Below are 23,210 nucleotides of genomic sequence, written 5' to 3' on the forward strand. Positions count from 1 at the left end.
GCGGCGCCCGCGGCGGCAGCGAGGGCCCCGACGGTGATCTCGGTGAGGGAGATGGCCGACACCAGGGCCAGGTACACCGCCAGCAGCGCCGTCCACCAGGCCAGCGGCTCGGCGGCACGCCGGGCGGGGCCGGGTCGCGGCCGTGGTCCCGGCGCGCCCGGCGGCTCATCGGGTGGCATGGGGTTCGGCATACCCGGAGCGAGGGTTCCAACCGTCGGCGGCGGCCGCCCGCCGTATGCGGGGCCTGCCGCGCCGGGCGGCTCGCATGTTTGCGGTGGCCGGGTGGGGTACGCCGCGGTACGGCCGACGAACGCGATTCTTCGCCGGCGGGGCGCCGCGCCCGGTGCGGCGCCCCGCCGGTTCGGCAGGCAGATCCCCCCGACGGAAGGACGGATGATGGAGACCCCCTCGGTCCCGGGCAACGGGTCCGGACAAGCGAGCAAGAACGTCAGCAGAGCGGCGGGCAAGGCGGCGGGCACGGCCGAGGCCGCCGGCACGGGCGCGAAGAGCACCGCCAAGGGCACCAAGGACAGCGCCAAGAGCACCAAGGACACAGCGAAGGGCACGGCCAACAGCGCTGCGAAGAGCACCGCGGGTACCGCCAAGGGCGCGGCGCAGAGCGCCAAGGGCACCGCGCAGGGCGCGGCGAAGACGGCGGGGACCGGGGTGGCGCGGGCCGGCGGCCAGGTGGCGGCGCTGCCCGGCCGTGTGGCGGGCGTGGCCAAGCTGCTCACGCTGGGACGGTTCCTGAGGGCGGTGCCGGTGGCGGGCGCGGCCGTCGCCGGGATCGTCGTCGGGCGCCTCTCCGCCCGCAAGCGCTGACCCCGGCGTTTCGCGAGTCTTTCGACGAGGGCGACGCCCCCGCAGAACCCGGTTCTGCGGGGGCGTCGCGCATGTCTGGACGGACATTTCGCCTTGACCAGCACATAACCGGAAACGGTTCTCCTGTTTAGGCAGACCGAGACGGGTACACCGGGGTTCATGCTTCACCCCCAAACGGGTCAACCCCGAGAAGGAGCGATCACATGACTGGGCCGGTCGCCCAGCAGACTTCGGGCAGCAATGTCGTGCAGCGCGGCGGTTCCGGCAGCGGGCTCGCCGACGTCGTCGACCTGATCCTGGAGAAGGGTCTGGTCATCGACCTGTACGCGCGGGTCTCGCTGGTGGGAATCGAGATCCTCACGATCGACGTGCGGATCGTGGTCGCCAGCGTCGACACCTACCTGCGGTTCGCCGAGGCGGTGAACCGTCTGGACATCGCTCACGACGGCACCTCGCAGGGCCTGCCGGAGTTCGTTGGCGGAATGCAGGAGTCGGGCGCGAAGAAGAAGACGCGCGGTGCCCTGGAGGGGGCCCAGGAGCGGCTGAAGGAGACCTTCGGCGGCGACTCCGACGAGGAAGAGGACAAGGAACCCGCGCGGCGCCGCTCGTCGCGCAAGAAGGAGGACGAGGAAGAATGAGCACGCCTCAGACCCCCGGCGGCTCTGAGGCCGGGGACCGGATCCCGCAGTACGTGTACGGGGTGACCCGGTCGGGCGTGGCGCTGCCACCGGACCTGGCCGGGCTGGACGACCGGCCGGTGTCGCTGGTGGAGGACGGGGGCACGGCCGCCGCCGTCGTCAGCGACCTGCCGGCCGACCGCGCCCTGGGCGAGCGCGCCGACCTGGTCGCGCACCAGCGGGTCCTCAACGCGCTGGTCGACGCCGGCACCGTGGTCCTGCCGTTCCGGTTCGGGGCCGCGCTGGCCGACCGCGGCGCGGTGGAGAAGGAACTGCTGGCCGACAACTCCGAGCGTTTCGCGCAGGTCCTGGACCAGCTGGACGGCCGCGTCGAACTGCGCGTCAAGGGCACCTACGTCGAGGACGCGGTGCTGCGGGAGATCATGCAGAACGACCCGGAGGTCGCCGAGCTGGCGCAGCGGCTGCGGGAGGTCCCGGCCGACGCCGCCGACGCCGTCTACTACGACCGCGTCCGGCTCGGCGAGCTGATCGCGCAGTCGATGCAGCGGCTCCGGGAGAGCGACGAGCAGGTCCTGCTGGACGGGGCGGCCTCGGCGGCCGAGGCGTTCACGCGCAAGACCCCGGCCCGCGAGGAGGACGTCCTGGACGCCTCCTTCCTGGTCCGCGCCGACCGCCGCGCCGCGTTCGAGGAGGCCGTGGAGAAGCTGGGGCAGCAGCACGGCGACCGGATCCGCATCCGGCTCATCGGGCCGCTGCCGCCCTACGACTTCGTTCCGGAGGCGTGACAGGCGATGGGATTCTTCACCGGTCTGGTCACGGCCCCCCTCGCGCCCGTCAAGGGCGTGATGTGGCTGGCCGAGACCCTGACCGAGCAGGCCGAGGCGCAGCTGTACGACCCGGGGCGCATCGCCGCGGAGATGCAGCAGGTGGCAGACGAGGCCGCCGCCGGCGAGATCACCGAGGAGGAGGCCGCCGAGCGCGAGGAGGAGCTGATCCGCCGCTTGAACGAGGGCCGCGCCCGCGGCTACCAGCCGGGCGGCTAGGAGGCCGGTGATGTTGTCCGCGTCCAAGGCCGCCGCGATGGCGGTGGAGCACGTGACGGCGATGACCGGCCGCAGGGCCGAGAGCGTCGTGGGAATGGAGCGCACGGAGGAGGGCTGGCGCGTCAAGGTGGAGGTCGTGGAGACCCACCGCATCCCCGACTCGGCGGACATCCTCGCGGTGTACGACACCGAGGTGGACGCCGAAGGGGAGCTGGTGAGCTACCGGCGCGCCGGCCGCTACTCCCGCGGACGAGTGGAGAGGAACTGAGCGGCTGTGAGTGAGATCTCCTGGACCGGCCAGCGCTCGCCGGCGCGGTCGGTGGCCGGGGAGCGGCAGGGCGCCAACCTGGCCGACCTGCTGGAACGCATCCTCGACAAGGGGATCGTGATCGTCGGGGACGTCCGGGTGAACCTGCTGGACATCGAACTGCTGACGATCAAGCTTCGGCTGCTGGTGGCGTCGGTGGACCGGGCCAAGGAAATGGGCATCGACTGGTGGGAGCACGACCCGTCGCTGTCGTCCAAGGCCCGGCAGAAGGAGGTGGACGGCCAGGGCGACCGCGAGCTGCTGGAGGAGAACCGGCGGCTGCGCGAGCGCCTGGCCGCCCTCGAGGCCGGCGCCGACGGCGCCGCCGAACGGACCGGAGACGGAAAGGAGCCCTCATCATGACCGCCCCCGGGTTCGCCGGCCGGACCGCCGGCGACCACGCCGCCGACCCGGCCGGCACCGGCGTCTACCTGTACGGAGTCGCGCGCGGCCTGGACCCGGCCGCGCTGCGCGACGCTTCCGGGGTGGCCGGCGCGCCCGTGCGCGGCGTGGTCGCGGCAGGACTGACCGCCCTGGTCAGCACCGTCCGGCTCGACGAGTACGGCGAGGCGGCGCTGCGCGCCAACCTGGAGGACCTGCAGTGGCTGGAGGCCACCGCCCGCGCCCACCACGACGTGGTGGACCGGGCCGCGCACGCCGCCCCGACCGCGCCGGTGCGCATCGCGACGATCTACCGCGACGACGCCCGCGTCGCCGAGGTCCTCACCGACGAGGGCGGCCGGTTCACCGAGGTCCTCGACCTCATCGACGGCCGCTCGGAGTGGGGCGTGAAGGCCTACGCCGACCCTGAACTGCTGCGCGGCGACACCGGCCGCGACGGCCCCGACCCCGGTGGGGGGCTCGCGCCGGGCGCCGAGCCCCTCACCGGCCCCGGCCAGGACGCGGAGGACACGGAGGGCGCGGCCCCCGCCGGGCCGGGAGCGGCGTACCTGCGGCGCCGGCAGCAGGAGCGCCGCCGCCGCGCCGACGCCGGCCGCCGGGTCGGCGAGCAGGCCGACGCGGTGCACGCCGAACTCGCCGACCACGCCGTGGCGTCCCGGCACCACCCGCCGCAGGACCCGCGCCTGTCGGGCCGGGCGGGCACCCAGATCCTCAACGTCGCCTACCTGCTGGACGAGGAGCAGGTGGAGGGGTTCCTGGCGGTGGCGCGGGCCGCCGACCAGAGGCTGGCGGGCATCGAGGTGGAGGTGACGGGGCCCTGGCCGCCCTACTCCTTCATCGAGCCGGGGGCGGCGTGACGGCCCTCCTGGACCAGGGCCGCGACGCCCCGATGGAGCGGATCGCGCTGGTCGACCTGCTGGACCGCCTGCTGGCGGGCGGCGTCGTCATCACCGGCGACCTGGTCATCTCGATCGCGGGCGTGGACCTGGTGGAGGTGTCCCTGCGGGCGCTGATCACCTCCGTCCGAGACGAGCTGCTGCCCGAGGAGGAGCGACCGTGACCCGACCCGACCACCGGCCCCCCGGCCCGACCGGCGCCGGGCCCTCCGCGCGCGGCGACCGCGAGCGGGGGAGCCGCGACCCGGTCAGCGGGGAGGTGTCGGTGCACGACCCCGCTGTCGGCGACCCCTTCACCGACGACATCCTGGCCGGCCGCACCGAATCGTCCTCCCGGGGGACCTCCGCCGGAGCCTCCCACGGGGACGCCCCGGTGCGCGCCGCGCCGGTGCGGGAGGCGGACCTGCGGGAGCGGTCCTCGCGCACGATGCAGCGGCTGCGCTCCGACCCCGAGACGGTCGAGCGGGACCTGGTGAAGCTGGTGCTGACCCTGGTCGAACTGATCCGGCAGCTCATGGAGCGGCAGGCGCTGCGCCGCGCCGAGGGCGGCGACCTCACCGACCAGCAGATCGAGGACCTCGGGCTGGCGCTGATGCGCCTGGACGAGGCGATGACCCGCCTCAAGGACCACTTCGACCTGGACGACCACGACCTCAACCTCGACCTCGGCCCCCTCGGCCCGCTCCTGCCAGACAACTGACCGGCCCGCCCTCCGGGCCCGTGCCCAGGGGCGGCTCTCACCCCGGGTTCACGGCGGTGGCCTTGAAGAACGTGTAGTGGAACGTTCCGTCGGCGTCCGCGGCGCGGTGCAGGTCGGCGACCCCCCGGTCGAAGTCGGCCGGGGTGGCCAGCCCCGCCGCGACGGCCTCCCCGCGCACCGACTCGATCATCGCGGTGAAGGTGTCGCGGGTGAAGGCCCGCCGCAGGCCGGGCCGCGCCCGGTCGGCGTACACGGTCCGCGGGACCACGCCGACCCGCGCGTACCCGGCCTCGGCCAGCAGCGGCCCCAGCCGCCGCCCGAGCAGCGCGTCGCCGCCCGCCGCGGCCTGCAACGCGACCTGATGGGCGATCGCGGCGCGCGCGTGGGCGCTGTCAGGGTGGAAGAACGCCGACCCGTGGTCGCCCTCGACGGCCGTGAGGGTCCCCCCGGGCCGCAGCACCCGCCGCAGACCCGCTAGCACGGCGCGCGGATCGGGCAGATGCTCCAGCACGAAGCACACGAACACGTGGTCGAACTCCGCGTCGCCGAACGGCAGGTCCCGCAGGTCCGCGCACCGCCACCGCACCCCCGCCGCGGGGAAGGACGCCTCGACGCGGGCACGGGCCTGCTCCAGCGACTCCCGCGAAAGGTCCACCGCGGTCAGGCGCGCACCGGGGGAGCGCGCCACCAGATGCACCGTCTGCGCCCCCACCCCGCAGCCGGCCTCCAGCACCCGGCTGCCCGCCGGATAGGCCGTCCCGTCGTGCACCAACGCGGCCAGAGCGTCGGCCTGGTCGCCGAGCCGCCGCGCCTCCCGTCCCGAGTACCCGTGCACGTAGCCGCCGGGACCGTCCGTCATCGTGGTTTCCATGCGACCACCGTGGCCGCACAATGGCCCAGTGAACAGGTCCAAAGACGACGAACCGAACAGGTCCGTAACGCCAGGGTCGGACTTCCTGCACCTCGACCCCGCCGACGCCCCGCCCGGCGGGCTCGCCGACTGGCTCGCCGGACGCCTCCGCGACGCCGTCGCCGACGGCCGCCTGCCCGTCGGAACCCGCCTGCCCGCCACCCGCGTCCTGGCCGCCGAACTGCGCGTCTCCCGCGGCGCGGTCACCGAGGCCTACCAGCGCCTGGCCGACGAAGGCCACCTCGCCGGACGCGGCCGAGCCGGCACCATCGTCGTCGCGGCCCCCCTCACCCCAGCACCCCCGCCCGAACACCCCACTCGGGCGACCACCGTTCCAGCCCCGGCGCTGTCCGCCCCGTTCCCCACCCACCCAGGCCCCGACATCTTCGACACCCTGCGCGACCTGCCCGCCCGCATCGACCTGTCACCCGGCCTGCCCGACCTCGCCGCCTTCCCCCGCGCGGCCTGGCAGCGCGCCGAACGCACCGTCCTGCGCGACCTGCCCGCCGCCGGACTCGGCTACGGCGACCCGCGCGGCACCCCCGCCCTGCGCACCGCCGTCGCCGCCTGGCTCGCCCGCTACCGCGGCATCACCGCCGACCCCGGCAGCATCGTCGTCGTCGCCGGCACCGCCCAGGCCCTCGGCCTCGTCGCCCGCGTCCTCACCCGCGAAGGCATCGACCGGATCGCCGTGGAGGACCCCGGCTCCCTCGGCGTCCGCCAGCACCTGGCGCACTGGGGGATGGCCACCCCGCCCGTCCCCGTCGACACCGCCGGCATCCGCGTCAACCGCCTCCACGCCACCGGCGCCCCCGCCGTCCTGCTCACCCCCGCCCACCAGTTCCCCACCGGCGCCGTCCTCAGCGGCGACCGCCGCCGCGACCTCACACGCTGGGCCGCCGAAGGCGGCCTGATCATCGAAGACGACTACGACGCCGAACACCGCTACGACCGGCCCCCCGTCCCCGCCCTGCGCTCCATGCTCACCGACCGCGCCTTCTACCTCGGCAGCGTCTCCAAACTCCTCGCCCCCGCACTGCGCACCGGCTGGATCCTGCCCCCGCCCCCGCACCTGGACGCCGTCATCGCCGAGAAACGCTTCGCCGACCTCGGCAACGCCGCCCTCCCGCAACTCGTCCTCGCCGAACTCATGAACTCCGGCGAGATGGAACGCATCCTGCGGCTCCTGCGCCGCCGCCACCGCCGACGCCGCGACACGATGATCCAGGCCATCGCCGCCCACCTGCCCACCGCCGCCGTCCACGGCGCCGCCGCCGGACTGCACCTGACCATCACGTTCCCCGATGACCCTCCAGGCGCCCTCCACGACTCCGCCCTCGCCGCCGCCGCACTGGAACACGGCGTCAAAACCCACCCGCTGTCATGGCACGCACAACGCCCCCACCCGCCCGGGCTCGTCCTCGGCTACGCCGCCGTCCCCACCTCAGCCATCACCGACGCCATCGCCGCCCTCGCCCAAGCCCTCCACCACACCCGCCATCACGCCGCCGCCCGAGCGGCCAGAACCTCCGCCTCCCACAGATCGCGGTAAGCCCCCGGCACCGCCAGCAACTCCTCATGCCGACCCCGCTGCACCACCCGCCCCCGATCCAGCACCACCACCTCGTCGGCCGCACCCAGCGCCGCCAACCGATGCGTCACCAGCAGCAGCGTCCCGCCCCCCGGCGCCTCCAGCAGCTCGCGCGTCACCGCGTCCGCCGCCGCGGGATCCAACCCCTCCGTCGGCTCGTCCAGCACCAGCACCGGCGGATCGGCCAGCAGCGCCCGCGCCAGCAGCAGCCGCTGCCGCTGCCCGCCCGACAGACCGCGCCCACCCGCCCCCACCACCGTGTCCCACCCGTCCGGCAACGCCCGCACCACCTCGGCGAACCGCGCCCGCTCCGCCGCCGCCCACAACCGCTCCTCATCCGCGTCCGGACGCGCCAGCAGCACATTCGCCCGCACCGACGCCGCGAACACGTGCGCGTCCTGCGCCAGCCCCCGCACCGCCTCCCGCACATCCCCGGGCGCATACACCCCCACGTCCCGCCCACCGAGCAGCACCGCACCCGCCGCCACCGGCACATCCCCCGACACCGCCGCCAGCAGCGTGCTCTTGCCCGCACCGCTCGCCCCCACCACCGCGACCCGCCGACCCCGCTCCACCCGCAGATCCACCCCGTCCAGAGCCACCCCCTCCCCAAAGGCGACCCGCACCCCCAGCAACTCCACCGCGAGCGGACCCCGCGGCACCACCACCGGACGCGCCGGACACGACGCCGGGGGAGAGGCCAGCACCGCCCCGACCCGGCCCACCGCAGGCGCCACCTCCCGCAACCGCTGCGCCGCACCCGCCAACGGCAGCACCGACTCCACCGCCACCAGCGCCGTCAACGCCACCACCGCCGCACCCACCTCGTCCACACCCGCACGCAACCCCGCCCACGCCACCCCCGCGACCGTCACGCCCTGCACCACGAAACCCGCCGCCGCCACCACCGCCGACACCCGCGCCGCCGACCGCTCCGCCCGCTCCAGCCCCCGCACCGCCTCCCGCGCCCGCTCCGCGAACCGCCCCGACGCCCCGAACATCGCCAGATCCCGCGCACCCTCCAGCACATCCAGCGCCCGCACCGCCAACACCTCACGCCCGTCCGCCATCCGCGCCGCCGCACGCCCACCGGCCACCGCCGCCACCCCCGGCAGCACCACCCCCGCCACCAGCAGACCCACCGCCAGCACCACCGCCGCCGACGCCTCCACCAGCGCACACACCGCCACCCCCGCGGCCCCGCACACCACCGACCCCGCCACCGGCAGCACACACCGCAGCAGCAGATCCTGCACGGCGTCCACATCCGACACCATCCGCGTCAGCGCATCACCGTCACGCACCCGCCGCGCCCCCGGACGCGCCGCCGCCAACGCGTCGAACACCCGGCCCCGCAACTCCGCCAGCGCCCGCAACGCCGCGTCATGCCCCGCCAGCCGCTCCACATACCGCAGCGACCCCTTCGCCAGCGCGAACCCCCGCACCGCCACCACCGCCACCGACAACGCCGCCAGCTCCGGACGCTGCGACGCCCGCGCGATCAGCCACGCCGCCGCCGCGATCAACCCCAGCCCGCACAGCTCCGCCGCCGCACCCGCCACGCCCGCCGCCACCAGCCGCACCGCGTGCGGACGCACCGCGCCCCACACCCCCGACACGCCCCTCACGCCGCCACCCCACCGACACGCCCACCGGCCCCCGCGCACACCCGGCCGCCCTCCAACCGCACCACCCGGTCCACCGCCCGCAGCAACGCCGGACGATGCGCCACCAGCACCGCCGTCCGCCCCGCCAGCAACCGCACCGCCGCATCCACCAGCACCCGCTCACTGTGCAGATCCAGCCGCGCCGTCGGCTCGTCCAGCAGCATCACCGGCCCACCCGACAGGAACGCCCGCGCGATCGCCACCCGCTGCCGCTGCCCCGCCGACAACCCCGCACCGCCCTCACCCAGCACCGTCGCCAACCCCTCCGGCAGATCCTCGACGAAATCCGCCGCGGCCGCCCGCACCGCCTCCCGCACCCGCTCCATCCCCGCGCCCGGATCACCCAGCCGGACGTTGTCGGCCACCGACGCCGCGAACAGATGCGGCCGCTGCGGCACCCACCCCACCCGCGCCCGCCACGCCCCCGCCTCCAGCTCCGCGAGATCCACCCCGTCGACCAGCACCCGCCCCGAATCGGGGGACACCAGCCCCGCCAGCACCAGCAGCAGCGTCGACTTGCCCGCCCCCGACGGCCCCGTCACCGCCACCCGCTCACCCGGCCCCACCCGCAGCGACACCCGGTCCAACGCCGCCTCCGCCGCACCCGGATACCGCACCGTCACCTCCTCCAGCACGATCTCCGGAGCCCGCTCACCCGCCACGACCCGGCCCCCCCCCCCCGAAACCGCCGGCGCGTCCAGCACCGCGAACACCTCCCGCGCCGCCGCCACCCCCTCCGCACTCGCGTGGAAACGCTGCCCCAGCGCCCGCAACGGCAGATACACCTCGGGCGTCAGCACCAGCACCAGCAGACCCGTCGCCAGCACCATCTCCCCGCCCAGCAACCGCAACCCCACCGGAACCGCCACCAAAGCCACCGACAACGCGCACACCAGCTCCAGCACCAGCGACGACAGGAACGCCACCCGCAGCGCCCGCACACTCGCCCGCCGATGCTCACCCGCCAGCTCCCGCACCACCACCGACTGATGACCGGTCCGCCCGAACGCCCGCAACGTCCCCAGCCCCGCCACCACGTCCCGGAAATGCCCGCCCAACCGGTGCAGCAGCCCCCACTGCCGCCCCGTCAACGCCGCCGTCCGCATCCCCACCAGAGCACCGAACACCGGCACCAGCGGAACCGTCACCACCACCACCAGCGCCGACGCCCAATCCGCCGCCACCAGCCGCACCAGCACCACCACCGGCACCGCACACGCCGCCACCACCTGCGGCACATAACCGGTGAAGAACGGATCGACCGCGTCCAACCCCCGGGTCAGCAACGTCACCCGCCCGCCCGCATCACCCGCGGCCCACCCCAGCAGCTCACCCCGCAGCCCCCGCTTCACCCGCGCCGCCGCCCGGCCCGCCACCAGCGCAACCGCCCACGCCAGCAACGCCCGCCCCGCAACTGCCACCGCGACCCACGGCAACGGGCCCGCATCCAGACCCGCCACCGCCCGCACCAGCAACTCCGCCTGCACCACCAGCAGCACACCCTGACCCGCCGCCAGCACCCCCAGCAGCACCATCACCCGGCCAGGAACCAACCGCAGCAGACGCCGCTCGACACCCCTCACCCCGACCGCCTACAGGTACGAGGGCGACTCCACACGCCCCCGGAACGTCCACCACACCAGCGCCTGCGACGCCAGCAGCAGCGGCAGCACCACCACCGTCACCACCGCCGTCACCGTCAGCCCCGCACCCTCGGCCACCACCCGCGACCACTCCACCTGCACCCCGGCCACCACCGGCGCCCCCGCCATCACCAGCGCCGACAACCCGTACCGGGCCGGAACCCGCCCCGCACGCCCCGCCAACCCCACCGGCAGCCGCCACCGCGCGAACCCCGCACCATGCCAGGCGAACAGCACCGCCAACGGCAACCCCGCGACACTCCCCACACCCATCCCGCCACCGGCCAGCACCGAACCCAGCACCGACCCCCACGCCAGCGCCAGCGCCCAACTCCCCGCCACCACCGCCGCGTCACACCCGCCACGCCACCCCGCCGCGTCCACCCGGCCCCGCAGCCACAACCCCATGTCCCGCACGACCCACCCGAACAGCAGCACCGCGAACAGCGGATACAACTCCTCCAGCAACCCGTGCTCCAGCCCCGGGAACGCACCCGCCACCAGACCCGCCGCCGCCACCAGCCACACCTCGTTGCCCAGGAAGAACGGCGCGAACGACGCGATCACCAGCCGCCGCTCCCGCTGATCCCGCCCCAGCCACGGCAGCAGCATCCCCACCCCGACATCGGCGCCGGCCAGCACCAGATACCCGGCCGAGAACACCGCCAGCAACACCACCGCGAGAGAATCCATCACCAGGCTCCTGTCAGAACGTCGGGCTCATCACCGGCGCGGCCGGCTCCGCCGGGGGAGGGGCACCCAGTCCCGCCCCCTCCGGACCCCGCCGCGCGAACCGCGCCAGCAGCCACGCGTTCACCCCGAACAGCACCCCGAACAGCACCGAGAACGCCACGAACGACACCGTGATCGTCCCCGACCCCACCCCCGGCGACAGCGCGTCCCGCGTCTTCAGCACCCCGTACACCATCCACGGCTGCCGCCCCACCTCACGGAACACCCACCCCGACACCATCGCCACATACGGCAGCGGCACCGCCACGATCATCAGCACGTGGAACACCCGCCCCCGCACCAGCCACCCACCGAACGGGAACTTCACCAGCGCCACCAGCGCCACCAGAAGCATCAGCAACCACATCGTCACCATCAGCCCCTCACCGACCCCCGCCAGCACCGGCGGCCGATAGTCGTCCGGCCCGAACCGCGCCGTGAAATCCGCCACCGCGGCCGCCGCCTTGTGCCCGCCCGTCTTCGTCGGCTGCGCGTACTGGAACTGCGTCCCACCGAAAACCACCACCGGCATCACCGACACCATCACCGTCAGCAACCCGATCCGCATCGACCGCCGGAAGAACTCCACCTCCGCCGTCCGCCGCAGCAGGTGAAAACCACTCACCCCCGCCATGAAGAACCCCGCCGTCAGCAACCCCCCGAACAGCACATGGAAGAACGCCAGCAACGCCGTCGGATTCGTCAGCAGCGCCCCCGCATCGTCCAGCCGCGCCACACCGTCCACCATCACGAACCCCACCGGACGCTGCAGCCACCCGTTCGCCACCAGCACGAAGTACGCCGACAGATACGCCGTCAACGTCACCACCCAGATCAGCGCCAGATGCACCCACCGGTTCAGCCGATCCCACCCGAAAATCCACAACCCCAGGAACGTCGACTCCACGAAGAACGCCACGATCGTCTCCAGCGCCAGCGGCACCCCGAACACGTTCCCCGTCACCCGCGACAGCCCCGACCAGTTCAACCCGAACTGGAACTCCATCACCAACCCGGTGACGATCCCCACCGCATAGTTGATGACATACAACTGCCCCCAGAACCGCACCATCCGCGCATGCACCACGCTGCCCGACACCGTCGCCCGCGTCTGCGTCAACGCCACCAGCGTCGCCAACCCCAGCGTCAGCGCCACGAACAGAAAATGCGTGCCGGCCGTCAACGCGAACTGCACCCGCGCCAGAACCAGCGCGTCCCCACCCATCAGCGCACGCTCCAAGAATCGATCCGCAACGACCCCACGATCCTCGGCCCGCACCCACCGCCCACGAATCCGGCGAGAGGGTTCAACCGCCCTGCGCCTTTCGCGTACCGGCCACCCGCCGCCTACGACTCCGGATGTACGCCGCCCCGCCGCGCCCCCAACCCCAGCACGACCGCCACCACCACATACGGCACCGCCGCCACCCCCATCAACACCCCCGCACCAGCCCACCGCGACCCCAGCGCATACCCCGCGAACACCAGAACCGCCACCGCCTCCGCCCCGAACCCCGCCACCGACGTCACCGTCGCCCGCGCCCCATCACCCACCCGCTCCTGCAACCCCGCGTCCGCCGCCGCCATCGCCCACCGGAACACCCCGAACGCCACCGCCACCAGCACCAGCCCACCCGGCCGACCACCCCACGACCCCACCGCCAGGCACACCGCACCCACCCCGAGCACCGGCGCCAGCCACCGCACACCCCGCCCCGCCGCCCAACCCCCCACCGCATCACCCACCGTCACCACCATCACCAGCAACGGCACCACCGACGCCGCCACACCCGTCGACCGCACCAGCAACGGCACATACTCATCCAGCGCCGTCACACCCTCCAGCACCACCACCAGGACCAGCGCCCGCCGCACCGCCGGCTCACCCCGCACCTGCGCCCACCCCTGACGCACCACCGACCCGAACGACGGCTCCTCCGCACCCTCACCGCCACCCCGCGACTCCGGCAGAAACCACCCCACCACCGCACAGCCCACGCAAGCCGCCACACTCGCCGCACCCAGCCCCCGATACCCCCACACCGCCAGCACCGGCGACGCCACCGCCGACGCGGCCACCACCGCCAGCAGCGACACCGCCTCAGACCGCCCGACCAACCGCGCATAGGCGCCCGACGCCCCGACCCGCTGCAGCTCCTCGTACACCAGCGCCTGCATCGTCCCCGAACGCAGCGCCGACCCCGCGCCCCACAGCACGAAACCAGCCGCGAACGCCGGATACGAAGGAAAGAAAGCCCACAGCCCGAAACCCGCGCCCGGCAGCAGGGGAGCGGCCACCAGCAGCCACCGCCGCGAGAACACATCCGCCCACAAACCGGACGGCAGCTCCAGAGCGAACGCCGTGACCGACCAGATCACGAACAACGACGAAACGGCGGCGGGGGAGAGCCCGGTCTCGGCGAACAGCACCGCGTACACCGGGTACAGAAGAACGAAATCCTCAAGGAACGCGTAGCCGTACAGCCTCCGCGCGAGCCCCGCCTCAGGTGAAGATCAATGTCGTCGACGCATGCCCGCACCCTAACCGGCACAAGCCCAACCGCGCACCAAAATATCCGGGGGGAGCGCCGAGCCGCTGGACGAGCACGGCCCCGGCATCGCTTCCCCCCGGGGAGGTCGGTGAAGCGGGGGGAGAGGCCCAACCAAGCCCACCGACAGTCACTCTCCGTAACGAATACTGCTCGTTTCACGCACCCGCGGGGGAGCGACCGAAGAGGGCCAGCAGGCGCACCTGATCGTCGGCGTCCTCGGAGACAGAAGCCTCGGGACCCAACATGCCCGCCTCACGACCAGCAGGCGCCATCTGCCGCGCGGTCGTCAGCGCGGGCCCCACCAGATCGGCGTCGAAGACGACCGACTGCCCGGTGGCCTCGGCCAGATCCCACGCGTGGACGAGCAACTCCAGCGGATAACCCTCCAGCCACTCGTACAACGTCATCTCCAGCCCGAGAGCCAACTGCACCGGCCGCGCCAGCGCCTCGGGCGTCAGCTCGGCCATCATCCGCGCGCGCACCTGCCGCCAGGACCCCAACGGATCAGCACCGGCGACCTCGCGCCAGTCCGGATCGTCCTCGGGCAGCGGACGCCCGGCGGCCCGCATCTCGACCACCAGCAGCCCGGCCGTCACATGCCCGGCCACGTCGACCGCCGCCCAGCCCTCACACGGCGAGGGGGACAGCCACCGGTCCGCCGGCACCGCAGCCAGTACCGCCTCGAAGACGTCCAACGCACGAACGAACCCTTCCGGCACCAACCACATCACCTCTACTGAAGACCTCTGTAATTCGACCTGCCACTATTCTCAGCGCTCGAGACGCGACCGGCCTCTGATATGCCGTGGGCGTAACCTTGCGCCCGCTCGCACACCCGAATGGCGGGTGGAAAGCGACTGCGCGGTAGATCCACCATCCCCATGCTTCGCAGCGGACGGCTCAACCTGCATCCCGCTCTCGTCAAGGACGATTGCCATGGCGTTGGACATGACCGAAGCGGACATCAGAGCGATCGCCGGCGTCGACGACTGGCGTGGCGGCATCATCGCGCCCAGCGATCGGCCGTCTCAAGCCGCCGTTCGAACACCCGACAGCTCACGGCCTCCGACGGAGAGCATCCAGTCGTCCGTCGGCCTGTATTCCCAGGACCTGTCTGAGGGTTCGGCGAACCGCATCGCCTTCGAGGACGCCGTGCGGCGATGATGCAGGGGTGTTCTTCGAAGATCTCACCGTGTACGACTACCTGGCCGAGGACTCGTTCACGGATGGGGAGTCCGGTTTCTAGGGCCTCTGGTACCGGCCGACGTACGTACGCCTGAACGTTGGGTGGCTGGAGGTCGGCAGGCCGTACTCGACAGGTCCCGTCCCCGAGCTGTTCCCAGAGAAGCTGAAGGCCATCCAGAAGCTGCAACGGATGAACGTCTGTCTCGGGGTGCATGAGTGCGATCTCTGTCCTCCGGGAGAGGGCCCGGAAGGAAACGGGGAAGTCCGGATCCCAGGTGCGCCCGGGCTCGCGTACGCAGCTCCGTCGCTGATCACCCACTACATCACCGAGCACGGCTATCAGCCGCCCGAGGCCTTCATCGACGCCGTTCTCGCCGTAGACCTCGATGAGTGGTCCGCCGCCCACTGGCCTGACGTCCCCTTCCCCTGGGTCCCCGACGACGCGGAACGCCTCCTGGCGTAGGCCACGGTCGTCGCGAGACGGTCTACTTAACATAATGTTCATTATCGACCAACCGGCAGACCCGCCGAGAGCGGGGCAATCTTCCGTGGTGTCGCTCGCGCTCGGACGAGTCGGGATTGGGACACCCGCGCCGACGCCGTGCAGCCGGTCAGCCCGAGGGTGCGGTCGGGGTCCTGCCTTCCCGACAGGCTGTGTCGCCGCTGATGGACGAGCAGGCCCTGGTGGATGTCCAAGGTGTTGGACGCGCAGGCGTTGCGTTCCGCAATCGCTGGAGTGCGGCCCGTATTTGTTCGGGTGGGTGGAAGTCCTTGGGATGGAACCACGCACAGAAGGTGCGCCCCTAGGCGATAAACTGCATCGCCTAGGGGCCAGATGACTTACCCGTGGCTCAGACGACGCTCTTCACGAACGGCGCCCATGCCTGGTGAGAGAACTGCAGGATTCCGCGAGCCCGGTCCTTGGAGTCGCGGACCTGTACGGGACCGATCCAGCGTCGACGCTCGAGGCAGTTGCCCCCGTTACCGCCGCTGTACGATGACTTGTACCACTCTTGATTGCTCATTTCGCTCCTAGAGTAGCCCGATTGGGTTGCGTCTATTGTATCGCCCATGACGTGCTGGTGCGGGGTTTACTGTCGTTTCGTCGTGGCCGTGAAAGCCGTCCAGGGTCGCGCCTGGTCACGGTTAGCGACGACGCAAAGGTCAGGCATCGGCGTGACCGTTTCCACTGCGGCGAATGTGGACGTAGATGTTCCCGTACCCCCAAGCGGTTCGCCGTTACGGACTACCCCTCCGCTACCTTCAGGGCCTCGACGAAAGAGGACCGCAGTCGGTCCCGGGAGCCTCGCTTAGAGGTCCGATTCGATCCCGGAGCTAGGGGGCGGGTCAGGGAATGGAGTCTCGTTAAAAGTTGGACGCACAAATCGACGGCAGCGCGCTAGAACAGCATGCAGAGCCGCTAGTTCGGACGCGGTGGTCGTGGCGGTCCAGCTGCATGCTGCGGCGCCTCGCCGACAGTCGCGGCGAGGACGATCACCCAATCTCGCCACGATCAGGGGAATTCGCAGGACAGGCTGGTCGTGATCATTAGCGAGCAACAGCACCCAGAGCCGTTCATGCGGAGTGCGTCGCATGAACGGCGGTGAGGTCGATCCAGAAGCGATCCTCGCCGCGGGCGCGCCCGTCGTGCACGCCACCGTTGGCGAGGATGACCCGCCGGGAAGGCTCGTTGTCGGCGGCGCACGTCAGCAGGACCCGATCCAGACCGAGCCGGCGGGATTCCGCCAATCCCGCCGCGAGCATCCGCGTGGCGTGGCCCTGCCTGCGCCACGGCAACACGACGTGATACCCGATATGCCCGCCGACTTCGGCGAGCTCCGGCGTCAGGCGATGCCGCAGGATCAGGGTCCCGATGAAGTGCTCGCCCGAGACGTACCAGAACGTCGTGCACGGGACGCCCCAACGCTCCTGCACGCCGCGCCGGCTCGCCACGAACGCCTCGAAGTCCCGGTGGGCCTCGTCCAGCCAGTCCGCCGGGTCGCCGCTCGCCAGATGGTCGTCCCTCTCCCCGGCCAGGAACGACTCGCGCACCGCCGTCGTGGGCGGCACCAGTCGGGGCGGCCGGGCGAGATCATCCATCGGACCAGTCTGGCCCAACCCCGTCGTCGGCGGAACCGGGTTGGTTCCGGTCAGGGCACGAAGGCCTGGGCGACGGCAAGACTGTCCTCGTAGACGTGGTGCCGGACGATCAGGCCGTCCTCGACCGTGAGGTGCAAGGCGAACCGGGCCCGATAGGCGCGCCCGGTGGATCGGGACGTCTGTCGGATCTCGCCCAGCACCACCGCGTCATCGCCGTCCACCAGGATGCGCTCCACCTGCGTGTCAACCTTCTCGGGCACGTGGTGCTCGGCGATCTGCCGGTAGTGCTCGGCGGCGTCCGCGCGCCCGGACCGGTGCCGGATCCAGGGCGTGGCGGCGCGGCCGTGCTCCGCTTCGGGCCAGTCCAGCTTCCAGTCGCAGTGCTCGGCGTAGATGGCGGCGATCCGCTCAGGGTCGCCTTCGCCGATCCGGCGCAGCAACTCCTCCACGACAGCGCGCGTGCTCGTTGACATGGCGGTTCCGGACATGGGCGACCTCCGTCGATGTGCAGTCGGCTCGGTGAGCAACCCTGCCAGCGCCTTCCGCGCCGCGTCGACCGACCTCCCAGGTAAAGGATCAAGGTGGCGCCGGCCCTCCTCCGCGCGGGGCCTCTCGTGTGATTTCAGGTTAAACCAGACAGAAGGTGGATTCTGTCTGGTTTCTACCATTGCTCAACTTCCACCTCTGCTGACTACATGACCCTGGCTCAGTCCGGCCGAGATGGCGTTCTGTAACGGGACATATTTCGGCATCAGTCGCTTACTTGAGAACGTACGGGTCCATCACTGTGCGCAGGTCGGCAATTGTCGGTTCGCCTACCTTCTTGTATTCTCCGGTCGAGTCGGCGATGGCGTGCGGGGAACATGGTTCGGCGGCGCTCCCATCTGGGACGTCTGGACGGAAGTCGGCCCCGGTCACTTCCGTTTTCGCTAGTAGTTTGCCGGTGAGCGCCTCATAAATCGTCACGGCGTATCTGCCCTTGAACAGGTTGTAGGAGAACGGCCTGTTATTCGCTTGCGGCTGCCCGAGCATTCCCGAGTTATCGGGCTGGTAGTCGCAGCGCTGGACGAAGTCGCCCTGCCCGACCAGATCGACGCACGCGACGAGTTGTACTGTCGACGGGTCGGTCGGTGCCCAGATCTTCAGCGCGGCGGCGTCCATCTTGGTCGGGTTGGAGTCGGGAACGGGCCATTGGCCGTACACCAAAATCGGCCGTGGTCCGCCGGCCGCCCGTGGTGCGGCCTGCTTGAAGCCGCGTGGCTTGGAGCACATCTGGCGGTACTGGTAAACCGTGAACGGCTTGTCATCAGGCATGGCGAGGTACACGCCACCCGCCACGACGATCCCCACCACCCCGAGAGAGATTCCTGCCTTCACTGCTTTGCGCGCCACCAGCGACACTCCTCCTGAAACGGCATCCTGTACGCCGTATTCCATCAATCCAGGGCGTTTTGTGCCACTCGGGCTGGATGGTCTTCTCTCAAACGTGACCTCAGGGGACTCGATGTCGCTGTAGTCACGCGGCCGACCTGGTCGAATTAGCTTAGGAAAAGTCGCCGCGAAAGCGGAAGCGGGGCCTGTTACCGCCCTCGGCCACAAGCAGCAGCCAGCTGCCGAAGAAGAAAGCCGGCCCGATGAGGGGCAGGCCGGCCTTGTGCCGTTCCGCGCGCCCTGGGGCACGCGCGCGTCCACAAAAGCGTCCAAGCCCTCGAAGCCAAACAGCGGATCGGTGGAGGTCAACATCTCCCCCGCTGGAGGGAAGGGCCGTCGGATGGCCGGCCTCGGAGCTACGTCACGATCGGGCGGTCGGACAGTTGGGCAAGCCTGGTGAGACGAGTGGTTCCATGTCAGATCACCGGCCGACCGGCGTGCGCGGCCACTTCGGTGAAGTAGGCGCGGAACAACGGCTCGTCACTGGAGGGCACCCGGACCGCCATGGTGGAGCGGTACCCGAAGGAGGCCAGGTCGGTGCCGTAGAGGGCGGTGCGCGGATCATTCACGGCGCCGAAGATCAGTTCGCCGGGTCTGCCCGGCTTCCTGTAGTGCACCAGGACCCCGAGCCAGTGCAGCGGGATCCGGAGCGTGGTCGTCAGGTCGTTCGGCTGGAACAGTTCGAACACCCCCCGGTCCACACGCACATGCAGCTTCTCGTAATCGAACGTGAGGGGATCCATGGGGGAAGAGTCCTCCGGTGTGTGCCATCGCTGGTCGGGTGTCACAGCAGCCTCGTTCCACGGCGACCGTGGCCGCTCCGATGAGCAGCGCCACGGTGTCGTGGATGATGTCGAGTAGGCGGGAACGATCTTCAGCCGCGAGGTTCGGGTGGGGTGTCGGGGTCGTAGTGGATCGTGAACGCACGCCGAAACCGATCAGGGCCCACGTCCAGGCCGCCGTGATCCTCTCCCCCGTGGTCACGGTCGTTCGTCACGGTGAACTCCTCATCGCTGGAGGCCCTGGAAGAATACGAGCACGGGTATCCCGTCGAGCTGAGCGACCGGACGTACTCGCCGTTCGCGTCCGCCTCCAGCGAGGCCGCTCCCCCGGCCCTCGGCACACTGACCCTGACGGTGAGGCGTTCGAGGGTGAGCTGCCAGGTCTGCGGGGCAACGATGCCCAGGCTGCTTGTCGCCTCGATGCTGGGCCTATGGACCTCAAGGACATGGCGCCCGACCTGGCAGGCTGATGGTCTGGACGTCTCCGCGCTTCGTTCTTCTGCGGGGGCCCGGGTATGCCGCTCGCCATGGAGGAGAGAGGCCGTGTGCCGCCTCAGCGCGTCTCCTCCCACATGGCGCGAGTCATCTCGTACTCGACTTCGCCGAGGTGCGCGTCCGGCAGCGGATCGTCGAACTGCGGGTGGTACGTGCGCACGTACCGCATGCCGATGGCCCGCATCACTCCTATGGATCCTGCGTTGGCGGCCATGGTCTGCGCGATCACACGGCTCTGCCCGACGGTGTCGAAGGCGTGCCGCAGAAGGGCGCGGGACGCTTCACTGGCCAGGCCCTGCCGCCAGTACCGGCGGACGAGCCGGTACCCCAGATCGCAGACGGTGGGGTCGTCGGGCTGATCGGGACCATGCGCAGGCGGCAGCATCATGAGGCCGACGAACTCACCTTCGTCCCCTCCATCGGAGAGGTGGGCCATCCAGAAGCCCAGCCCGTCTACCTTGCTTGCCAGGGCCATCCGCCGCTGATGAGTCGCGGCCACCTCGTCCCTGGTCGGCGTCCTCGCGTCGAGATAACGCAGCACCTCGAGGTCGGAGTCCAGGTGGACCTCCAGGTCGAGATGCCGATCGGCCAGCGGCACCAGCAGCAGACGCTCGGTGCGCAAGGTCGGTTGAGGCATGGGGCAACCGTTTCACGCCGACATCGGTGAGGCGATCGTTTTCCCCCCGGCTGTGTCCGGTGGATCACTCTGTGATCCAGAGCAGGGCGCTGACCAGGGTGGAAGTCGCTTCGGGTTCGCCCCCACTCCCCCAGTGAGGTCCGTGATCAGGCTGGCTGTGCGTGCTTCGGCTTTCTGGCCGGGACGAGCTTCCCGCGCTTCCGGCGATGGCGCACCGAGGCCTGTGTGGCTGCCGACCTGCGTGGTCGGGGCGGACCGATGAGTTTCTTGGCGAGTTCAGGTCATCCTCAGGACGACACGTAGTACGTGCCGGAAGGCATGGCTGGCCGACTGCCGTGTCCCCGTCGATCGAAGGATGTGACATGTTCGCCAGTGAACCGGACGTTGAGCTCGGGCCGTTCTCGTCTCCGGGCGCGCAGGCAACGCCGTGGGCGTCGGCGTTGGCGGTCATCGGTGAGGCGGAGGTGTTCTGGCTTTCCACGGTGAGGCCTGACGGTCGACCTCATGTGACGCCGTTGCTGGCGTTCTGGAGTCTGGGTGGTATGTGCTTCACCACGGGCGGGGAGGAGCGCAAGGCGCGGAATCTTGAGGAGAATCGTCACTGTGTGCTGACGACCGGCACGAGTGCGTTGACCGGTGTGGACGTCGTCATTGAGGGGCTTGCGTCCGTGGTGGAGGAGCGCTCGGAGCGGGAGCAGGCCGTCGCGGACTTCGAGCGGAAGTATGGCGCGCATCTGACCAGCCCTGAGGGCACCTGGCATGGGCTGGGTGAGGCGGTCGTCGCCGGCGATGTCAGGTTGTATCGGGTGGCGCCGACTGTCGGATTCGCTTTCGGGAAGCTGCCGACGGCCAGTCAGACTCGCTACACGTGGGCGAGCCGGTGACGAGGGCGCCGTCGCTGCAGCAGAAGGCGCAAGGCGTCCTTGACGAACTCGTCGAGGACGGAGCCGAGACGGGTTTGCAGGTTGCGGTTCACCATCGCGGTGCTCTTGTCGTCGATGCTGTCGCCGGGGTCGCCGACGGTGAGACCGGGCGCAGGGTGTCCCCGGAGACTCTCTTTTTCAGTTTCTCTTGCGGCAAGGTCATGACGTCGCTCATCGCTCATCTGCTCGTCGGGAGCGGTGCCATCGGATATGACACTCCGGTGGTCGAGGTGTGGCCGGAGTTCGGTGCTCACGGGAAGGCGGCTGCGACTCTTCGTCATGTGCTTACGCATTCGGTCGGCGTCCCGGCGATGCCTGCTGGAATCGGCCCTGCCGGTCTGACGGATTGGTCGCGGGTGTGCGCCGCGATCGCCGAGGCGGAGCCGCGGTGGCGGCCTGGGACGGAGACGGGGTACCACTCGTTCACCTACGGGTTCCTCGTGGGCGAGGTCGCGCGGCGGGTCACGGGCAAGTCGATGCGGCGGCTCTTGCGCGAGTGGGTGGCCGCGCCGTTGGGCATCGACGGTGACTTGTACTTCGGTGTGCCGCGGACCGAGTTGGCCCGGTTGGCGCGGCTTGAGGATGCCGCGCCGGATGCGGGTGGCTCGCCTAATGGCGATTCCGTTCTTGCGTCTTGGGAGCTGCGGCCGACCGCGGCCATGGGTAATGGCCGTGAGTTGCTGGAGGCGGACGTTCCGTCGGTCGGGACGTTCACGGCGCGGGGAATCGCGGCGATGAACGCGGCGGTCCTGGACGGTCGGCTCATCGATTCGCGTCGGCTTGAGGAGTTGACGGCGGTGGCGTTCGAGGGCACTGACCGGGTCTTCGGCAATCCTGTGCGGCTGGGCTTGGGTTATCCGCTCGGTCGGATCGGTACTGAGCCGGATGAGACGCCTACGACGTTCGGCTGGGTGGGGGGTGGCGGTAGTTATGTCTATGCGGACGTCGCCACCGGTACTTCGTTCGCCATGACCAAGACTCGGCTGACGCCGCATTTCGGGGCCGCGCAGCGGCTGGCGGATCTGGTTGCGGCGGGGATCAGCTCGTGAGGTCGGTGAAGCGCAGGGCGTTGCGGACGGCGGCGCCGCCGGGGTCGTTGTTGAAGTAGACGTAGGCGTCCTGTGTCCCGGCGAGTTCGTCGGCCCAGCGTTGGAGGGTCTCGTCGTCGTATTCGGGCCAGGGGTCGGCGGGTCCCTCGTGGAAGCGCAGGTAGAGCCAGTCGGTCGTGCGCCATAGGGGTGTCTGCGGTTCGCCGAGTCGGTCGGCCCAGCACAGGGCCGCGCCGTGGTTTTCCAGGACGTGGCGTGTCTGGTCTGTCCACCAGGAGGGGTGGCGGGGTTCGACGGCGATGCGGGTGCCGGGCGGGAACTGGCGCAGGCATTCGGTGAGGCGGTCGGTGTCGGCTTGCAGGGTGGGCGGGAGTTGGAGCAGGACGGGGCCGAGCCTGTCCCCCAGGCCGTTGGCGGCGTTCATGAGGCGCGCGACGGGCTCGGCCGGGTCTTTGAGGCGTTTCATGTGGGTGAGGTAACGGCTGGCCTTGACCGCCATGACGAAGCCGGGCGGGGTGTTGTCGCGCCAGAGTTCGAAGGTCTCGCGGGTGGGGAGGCGGTAGAAGGCGTTGTTGTTCTCGACGGTGGTGAAGGTGTCGGCGTAGTGGGGCAGCCAGCGTCGTTGGGCGAGGCCGGGTGGGTAGAGGACGTCGCGCCAGTCGGCGTACTGCCATCCCGATGTGCCGATGAGCACGGGTCCCCTCC

The 23,210-nt window shown here is 71.0% G+C and carries 27 protein-coding genes and 1 pseudogene; 14 read left to right on the forward strand and 14 right to left on the reverse strand.

Annotation, left to right across the window (positions count from 1 at the left end):
* Positions 1 to 393: 393 nt before the first annotated feature.
* The 9 genes from ABWI04_RS27520 (at position 394) to ABWI04_RS27560 (ending at position 4,808) form a co-directional block, all read left to right on the forward strand.
* Positions 394 to 822 carry a hypothetical protein gene (locus tag ABWI04_RS27520; protein WP_353834259.1) on the forward strand — a complete coding sequence of 143 codons (429 nt, stop codon included), beginning with the start codon at positions 394 to 396 and terminating at the stop codon, positions 820 to 822.
* 203 nt (positions 823 to 1,025) lie between these two features.
* Complete coding sequence (gvpJ, locus tag ABWI04_RS27525) at positions 1,026 to 1,460, forward strand: gas vesicle protein GvpJ (RefSeq protein WP_345181821.1); 435 nt, start codon at positions 1,026 to 1,028, stop codon at positions 1,458 to 1,460.
* On the forward strand, positions 1,457 to 2,245 hold the full coding sequence (locus tag ABWI04_RS27530; RefSeq protein ID WP_345181819.1) for a GvpL/GvpF family gas vesicle protein: 789 nt from the start codon (positions 1,457 to 1,459) through the stop codon (positions 2,243 to 2,245). The genes gvpJ and ABWI04_RS27530 overlap by 4 nt, the downstream gene beginning before the upstream one ends.
* 6 nt (positions 2,246 to 2,251) lie before the next feature.
* Positions 2,252 to 2,503, forward strand: a complete 252-nt coding sequence (locus ABWI04_RS27535; RefSeq protein WP_345181817.1) for a gas vesicle protein GvpG — start codon at positions 2,252 to 2,254, stop codon at positions 2,501 to 2,503.
* Between the two features lie 10 nt (positions 2,504 to 2,513).
* Positions 2,514 to 2,771: a gas vesicle protein GvpO gene (gene gvpO, locus ABWI04_RS27540; RefSeq protein WP_353834260.1), complete on the forward strand. Its 258-nt coding sequence runs from the start codon at positions 2,514 to 2,516 to the stop codon at positions 2,769 to 2,771.
* Positions 2,772 to 2,777: 6 nt separating this feature from the next.
* A complete protein-coding gene (locus ABWI04_RS27545) occupies positions 2,778 to 3,173 on the forward strand; it encodes a gas vesicle protein (protein ID WP_378187707.1) in 396 nt (131 codons plus the stop codon).
* Positions 3,170 to 4,069: a GvpL/GvpF family gas vesicle protein gene (locus ABWI04_RS27550; protein WP_353834261.1), complete on the forward strand. Its 900-nt coding sequence runs from the start codon at positions 3,170 to 3,172 to the stop codon at positions 4,067 to 4,069. Before ABWI04_RS27545 ends, ABWI04_RS27550 begins: the two co-directional genes overlap by 4 nt.
* A complete protein-coding gene (locus ABWI04_RS27555; protein WP_229810634.1) occupies positions 4,066 to 4,272 on the forward strand; it encodes a gas vesicle protein in 207 nt (68 codons plus the stop codon). The genes ABWI04_RS27550 and ABWI04_RS27555 overlap by 4 nt, the downstream gene beginning before the upstream one ends.
* Entirely contained in the window at positions 4,269 to 4,808 is a 540-nt protein-coding gene (locus tag ABWI04_RS27560) for a gas vesicle protein K (RefSeq protein WP_353834262.1), read from the forward strand. The genes ABWI04_RS27555 and ABWI04_RS27560 overlap by 4 nt, the downstream gene beginning before the upstream one ends.
* A gap of 37 nt (positions 4,809 to 4,845) precedes the next feature.
* On the opposite strand, the gene ABWI04_RS27565 is transcribed toward ABWI04_RS27560, so the two are convergent.
* A complete protein-coding gene (locus ABWI04_RS27565; protein WP_353834263.1) occupies positions 4,846 to 5,679 on the reverse strand; it encodes a class I SAM-dependent methyltransferase in 834 nt (277 codons plus the stop codon).
* 28 nt (positions 5,680 to 5,707) lie between these two features.
* On the opposite strand from ABWI04_RS27565, the gene pdxR reads away from it, so the two are divergent.
* Positions 5,708 to 7,270, forward strand: coding sequence for a MocR-like pyridoxine biosynthesis transcription factor PdxR (pdxR, locus tag ABWI04_RS27570; protein WP_353834264.1), 1,563 nt, complete (start codon positions 5,708 to 5,710; stop codon positions 7,268 to 7,270).
* On the opposite strand, the gene cydC is transcribed toward pdxR, so the two are convergent.
* The 6 genes from cydC to ABWI04_RS27600 all read right to left on the reverse strand — a co-directional run bounded on the left by cydC (position 7,219) and on the right by ABWI04_RS27600 (position 14,631).
* Entirely contained in the window at positions 7,219 to 8,937 is a 1,719-nt protein-coding gene (gene cydC, locus ABWI04_RS27575; RefSeq protein ID WP_353834265.1) for a thiol reductant ABC exporter subunit CydC, read from the reverse strand. The two genes, pdxR and cydC, sit on opposite strands and share 52 nt — an antisense overlap.
* Positions 8,934 to 10,511: a thiol reductant ABC exporter subunit CydD gene (gene cydD / locus ABWI04_RS27580; protein WP_353834285.1), complete on the reverse strand. Its 1,578-nt coding sequence runs from the start codon at positions 10,509 to 10,511 to the stop codon at positions 8,934 to 8,936. The genes cydC and cydD overlap by 4 nt, the downstream gene beginning before the upstream one ends.
* A 57-nt stretch (positions 10,512 to 10,568) precedes the next feature.
* Positions 10,569 to 11,312 carry a cytochrome d ubiquinol oxidase subunit II gene (locus ABWI04_RS27585; protein ID WP_345181800.1) on the reverse strand — a complete coding sequence of 248 codons (744 nt, stop codon included), beginning with the start codon at positions 11,310 to 11,312 and terminating at the stop codon, positions 10,569 to 10,571.
* Positions 11,313 to 11,325: 13 nt separating this feature from the next.
* Entirely contained in the window at positions 11,326 to 12,591 is a 1,266-nt protein-coding gene (locus ABWI04_RS27590) for a cytochrome ubiquinol oxidase subunit I (RefSeq protein ID WP_353834266.1), read from the reverse strand.
* A 107-nt stretch (positions 12,592 to 12,698) separates the two neighbouring features.
* On the reverse strand, positions 12,699 to 13,835 hold the full coding sequence (locus ABWI04_RS27595) for an MFS transporter (RefSeq protein ID WP_353834286.1): 1,137 nt from the start codon (positions 13,833 to 13,835) through the stop codon (positions 12,699 to 12,701).
* Between the two features lie 223 nt (positions 13,836 to 14,058).
* Positions 14,059 to 14,631 carry a TIGR03086 family metal-binding protein gene (locus ABWI04_RS27600; protein ID WP_353834267.1) on the reverse strand — a complete coding sequence of 191 codons (573 nt, stop codon included), beginning with the start codon at positions 14,629 to 14,631 and terminating at the stop codon, positions 14,059 to 14,061.
* 208 nt (positions 14,632 to 14,839) lie between these two features.
* Between ABWI04_RS27600 and ABWI04_RS27605 the strand changes: the two genes are divergently transcribed.
* Together ABWI04_RS27605 and ABWI04_RS27610 are read left to right on the forward strand one after the other, a co-directional pair.
* A complete protein-coding gene (locus tag ABWI04_RS27605) occupies positions 14,840 to 15,067 on the forward strand; it encodes a hypothetical protein (protein ID WP_353834268.1) in 228 nt (75 codons plus the stop codon).
* Between the two features lie 103 nt (positions 15,068 to 15,170).
* A pseudogene (locus ABWI04_RS27610) lies at positions 15,171 to 15,551 on the forward strand (DUF7919 family protein); the annotation flags it as partial.
* A gap of 388 nt (positions 15,552 to 15,939) precedes the next feature.
* Here the strand turns inward: ABWI04_RS27610 and ABWI04_RS27615 are convergent.
* The 6 genes from ABWI04_RS27615 to ABWI04_RS27640 all read right to left on the reverse strand — a co-directional run bounded on the left by ABWI04_RS27615 (position 15,940) and on the right by ABWI04_RS27640 (position 20,533).
* On the reverse strand, positions 15,940 to 16,161 hold the full coding sequence (locus ABWI04_RS27615) for a DUF397 domain-containing protein (RefSeq protein WP_353834270.1): 222 nt from the start codon (positions 16,159 to 16,161) through the stop codon (positions 15,940 to 15,942).
* Between the two features lie 502 nt (positions 16,162 to 16,663).
* Entirely contained in the window at positions 16,664 to 17,188 is a 525-nt protein-coding gene (locus ABWI04_RS27620) for a GNAT family N-acetyltransferase (RefSeq protein ID WP_353834271.1), read from the reverse strand.
* Between the two features lie 50 nt (positions 17,189 to 17,238).
* Positions 17,239 to 17,661 carry a nuclear transport factor 2 family protein gene (locus ABWI04_RS27625; RefSeq protein ID WP_353834272.1) on the reverse strand — a complete coding sequence of 141 codons (423 nt, stop codon included), beginning with the start codon at positions 17,659 to 17,661 and terminating at the stop codon, positions 17,239 to 17,241.
* Between the two features lie 286 nt (positions 17,662 to 17,947).
* Complete coding sequence (locus ABWI04_RS27630; RefSeq protein ID WP_353834273.1) at positions 17,948 to 18,625, reverse strand: hypothetical protein; 678 nt, start codon at positions 18,623 to 18,625, stop codon at positions 17,948 to 17,950.
* A 410-nt stretch (positions 18,626 to 19,035) separates the two neighbouring features.
* Positions 19,036 to 19,362: a hypothetical protein gene (locus tag ABWI04_RS27635; protein ID WP_345181775.1), complete on the reverse strand. Its 327-nt coding sequence runs from the start codon at positions 19,360 to 19,362 to the stop codon at positions 19,036 to 19,038.
* A gap of 592 nt (positions 19,363 to 19,954) precedes the next feature.
* Positions 19,955 to 20,533, reverse strand: a complete 579-nt coding sequence (locus ABWI04_RS27640; RefSeq protein ID WP_353834274.1) for a GNAT family N-acetyltransferase — start codon at positions 20,531 to 20,533, stop codon at positions 19,955 to 19,957.
* A gap of 362 nt (positions 20,534 to 20,895) precedes the next feature.
* Between ABWI04_RS27640 and ABWI04_RS27645 the strand changes: the two genes are divergently transcribed.
* Together ABWI04_RS27645 and ABWI04_RS27650 are read left to right on the forward strand one after the other, a co-directional pair.
* Positions 20,896 to 21,417, forward strand: a complete 522-nt coding sequence (locus ABWI04_RS27645) for a pyridoxamine 5'-phosphate oxidase family protein (RefSeq protein ID WP_353834275.1) — start codon at positions 20,896 to 20,898, stop codon at positions 21,415 to 21,417.
* Positions 21,402 to 22,505 (forward strand): serine hydrolase domain-containing protein, encoded by a 1,104-nt coding sequence (locus ABWI04_RS27650; protein ID WP_353834276.1) that lies wholly within the window; start codon positions 21,402 to 21,404, stop codon positions 22,503 to 22,505. The genes ABWI04_RS27645 and ABWI04_RS27650 overlap by 16 nt, the downstream gene beginning before the upstream one ends.
* Here the strand turns inward: ABWI04_RS27650 and ABWI04_RS27655 are convergent.
* Positions 22,495 to 23,199 (reverse strand): DUF72 domain-containing protein, encoded by a 705-nt coding sequence (locus ABWI04_RS27655; RefSeq protein ID WP_353834277.1) that lies wholly within the window; start codon positions 23,197 to 23,199, stop codon positions 22,495 to 22,497. The genes ABWI04_RS27650 and ABWI04_RS27655 overlap by 11 nt on opposite strands.
* Positions 23,200 to 23,210 lie beyond the last annotated feature (11 nt).

The sequence above is a fragment of the Actinomadura sp. NPDC000929 genome, from assembly GCF_040492065.1.
GTDB lineage: Bacteria > Actinomycetota > Actinomycetes > Streptosporangiales > Streptosporangiaceae > Spirillospora > Spirillospora verrucosospora.

Coding starts and splice junctions, on each gene's coding strand:
- ABWI04_RS27600 (WP_353834267.1), bottom strand. CDS start 14,631: ATGTGGTTGGTGCCGGAAGGGTTCGTTCGTGCGTTGGACGTCTTCGAG.
- ABWI04_RS27645 (WP_353834275.1), top strand. CDS start 20,896: ATGTTCGCCAGTGAACCGGACGTTGAGCTCGGGCCGTTCTCGTCTCCG.
- ABWI04_RS27635 (WP_345181775.1), bottom strand. CDS start 19,362: ATGGATCCCCTCACGTTCGATTACGAGAAGCTGCATGTGCGTGTGGAC.
- ABWI04_RS27565 (WP_353834263.1), bottom strand. CDS start 5,679: ATGGAAACCACGATGACGGACGGTCCCGGCGGCTACGTGCACGGGTAC.
- ABWI04_RS27630 (WP_353834273.1), bottom strand. CDS start 18,625: ATGGAATACGGCGTACAGGATGCCGTTTCAGGAGGAGTGTCGCTGGTG.
- ABWI04_RS27530 (WP_345181819.1), top strand. CDS start 1,457: ATGAGCACGCCTCAGACCCCCGGCGGCTCTGAGGCCGGGGACCGGATC.
- gvpJ (WP_345181821.1), top strand. CDS start 1,026: ATGACTGGGCCGGTCGCCCAGCAGACTTCGGGCAGCAATGTCGTGCAG.
- ABWI04_RS27585 (WP_345181800.1), bottom strand. CDS start 11,312: ATGGATTCTCTCGCGGTGGTGTTGCTGGCGGTGTTCTCGGCCGGGTAT.
- ABWI04_RS27520 (WP_353834259.1), top strand. CDS start 394: ATGATGGAGACCCCCTCGGTCCCGGGCAACGGGTCCGGACAAGCGAGC.
- ABWI04_RS27535 (WP_345181817.1), top strand. CDS start 2,252: ATGGGATTCTTCACCGGTCTGGTCACGGCCCCCCTCGCGCCCGTCAAG.
- ABWI04_RS27620 (WP_353834271.1), bottom strand. CDS start 17,188: ATGGATGATCTCGCCCGGCCGCCCCGACTGGTGCCGCCCACGACGGCG.
- ABWI04_RS27605 (WP_353834268.1), top strand. CDS start 14,840: ATGGCGTTGGACATGACCGAAGCGGACATCAGAGCGATCGCCGGCGTC.
- ABWI04_RS27640 (WP_353834274.1), bottom strand. CDS start 20,533: ATGCCTCAACCGACCTTGCGCACCGAGCGTCTGCTGCTGGTGCCGCTG.
- ABWI04_RS27550 (WP_353834261.1), top strand. CDS start 3,170: ATGACCGCCCCCGGGTTCGCCGGCCGGACCGCCGGCGACCACGCCGCC.
- gvpO (WP_353834260.1), top strand. CDS start 2,514: ATGTTGTCCGCGTCCAAGGCCGCCGCGATGGCGGTGGAGCACGTGACG.
- ABWI04_RS27625 (WP_353834272.1), bottom strand. CDS start 17,661: ATGTCAACGAGCACGCGCGCTGTCGTGGAGGAGTTGCTGCGCCGGATC.
- ABWI04_RS27615 (WP_353834270.1), bottom strand. CDS start 16,161: ATGGGCGATACAATAGACGCAACCCAATCGGGCTACTCTAGGAGCGAA.
- cydD (WP_353834285.1), bottom strand. CDS start 10,511: ATGGTGCTGCTGGGGGTGCTGGCGGCGGGTCAGGGTGTGCTGCTGGTG.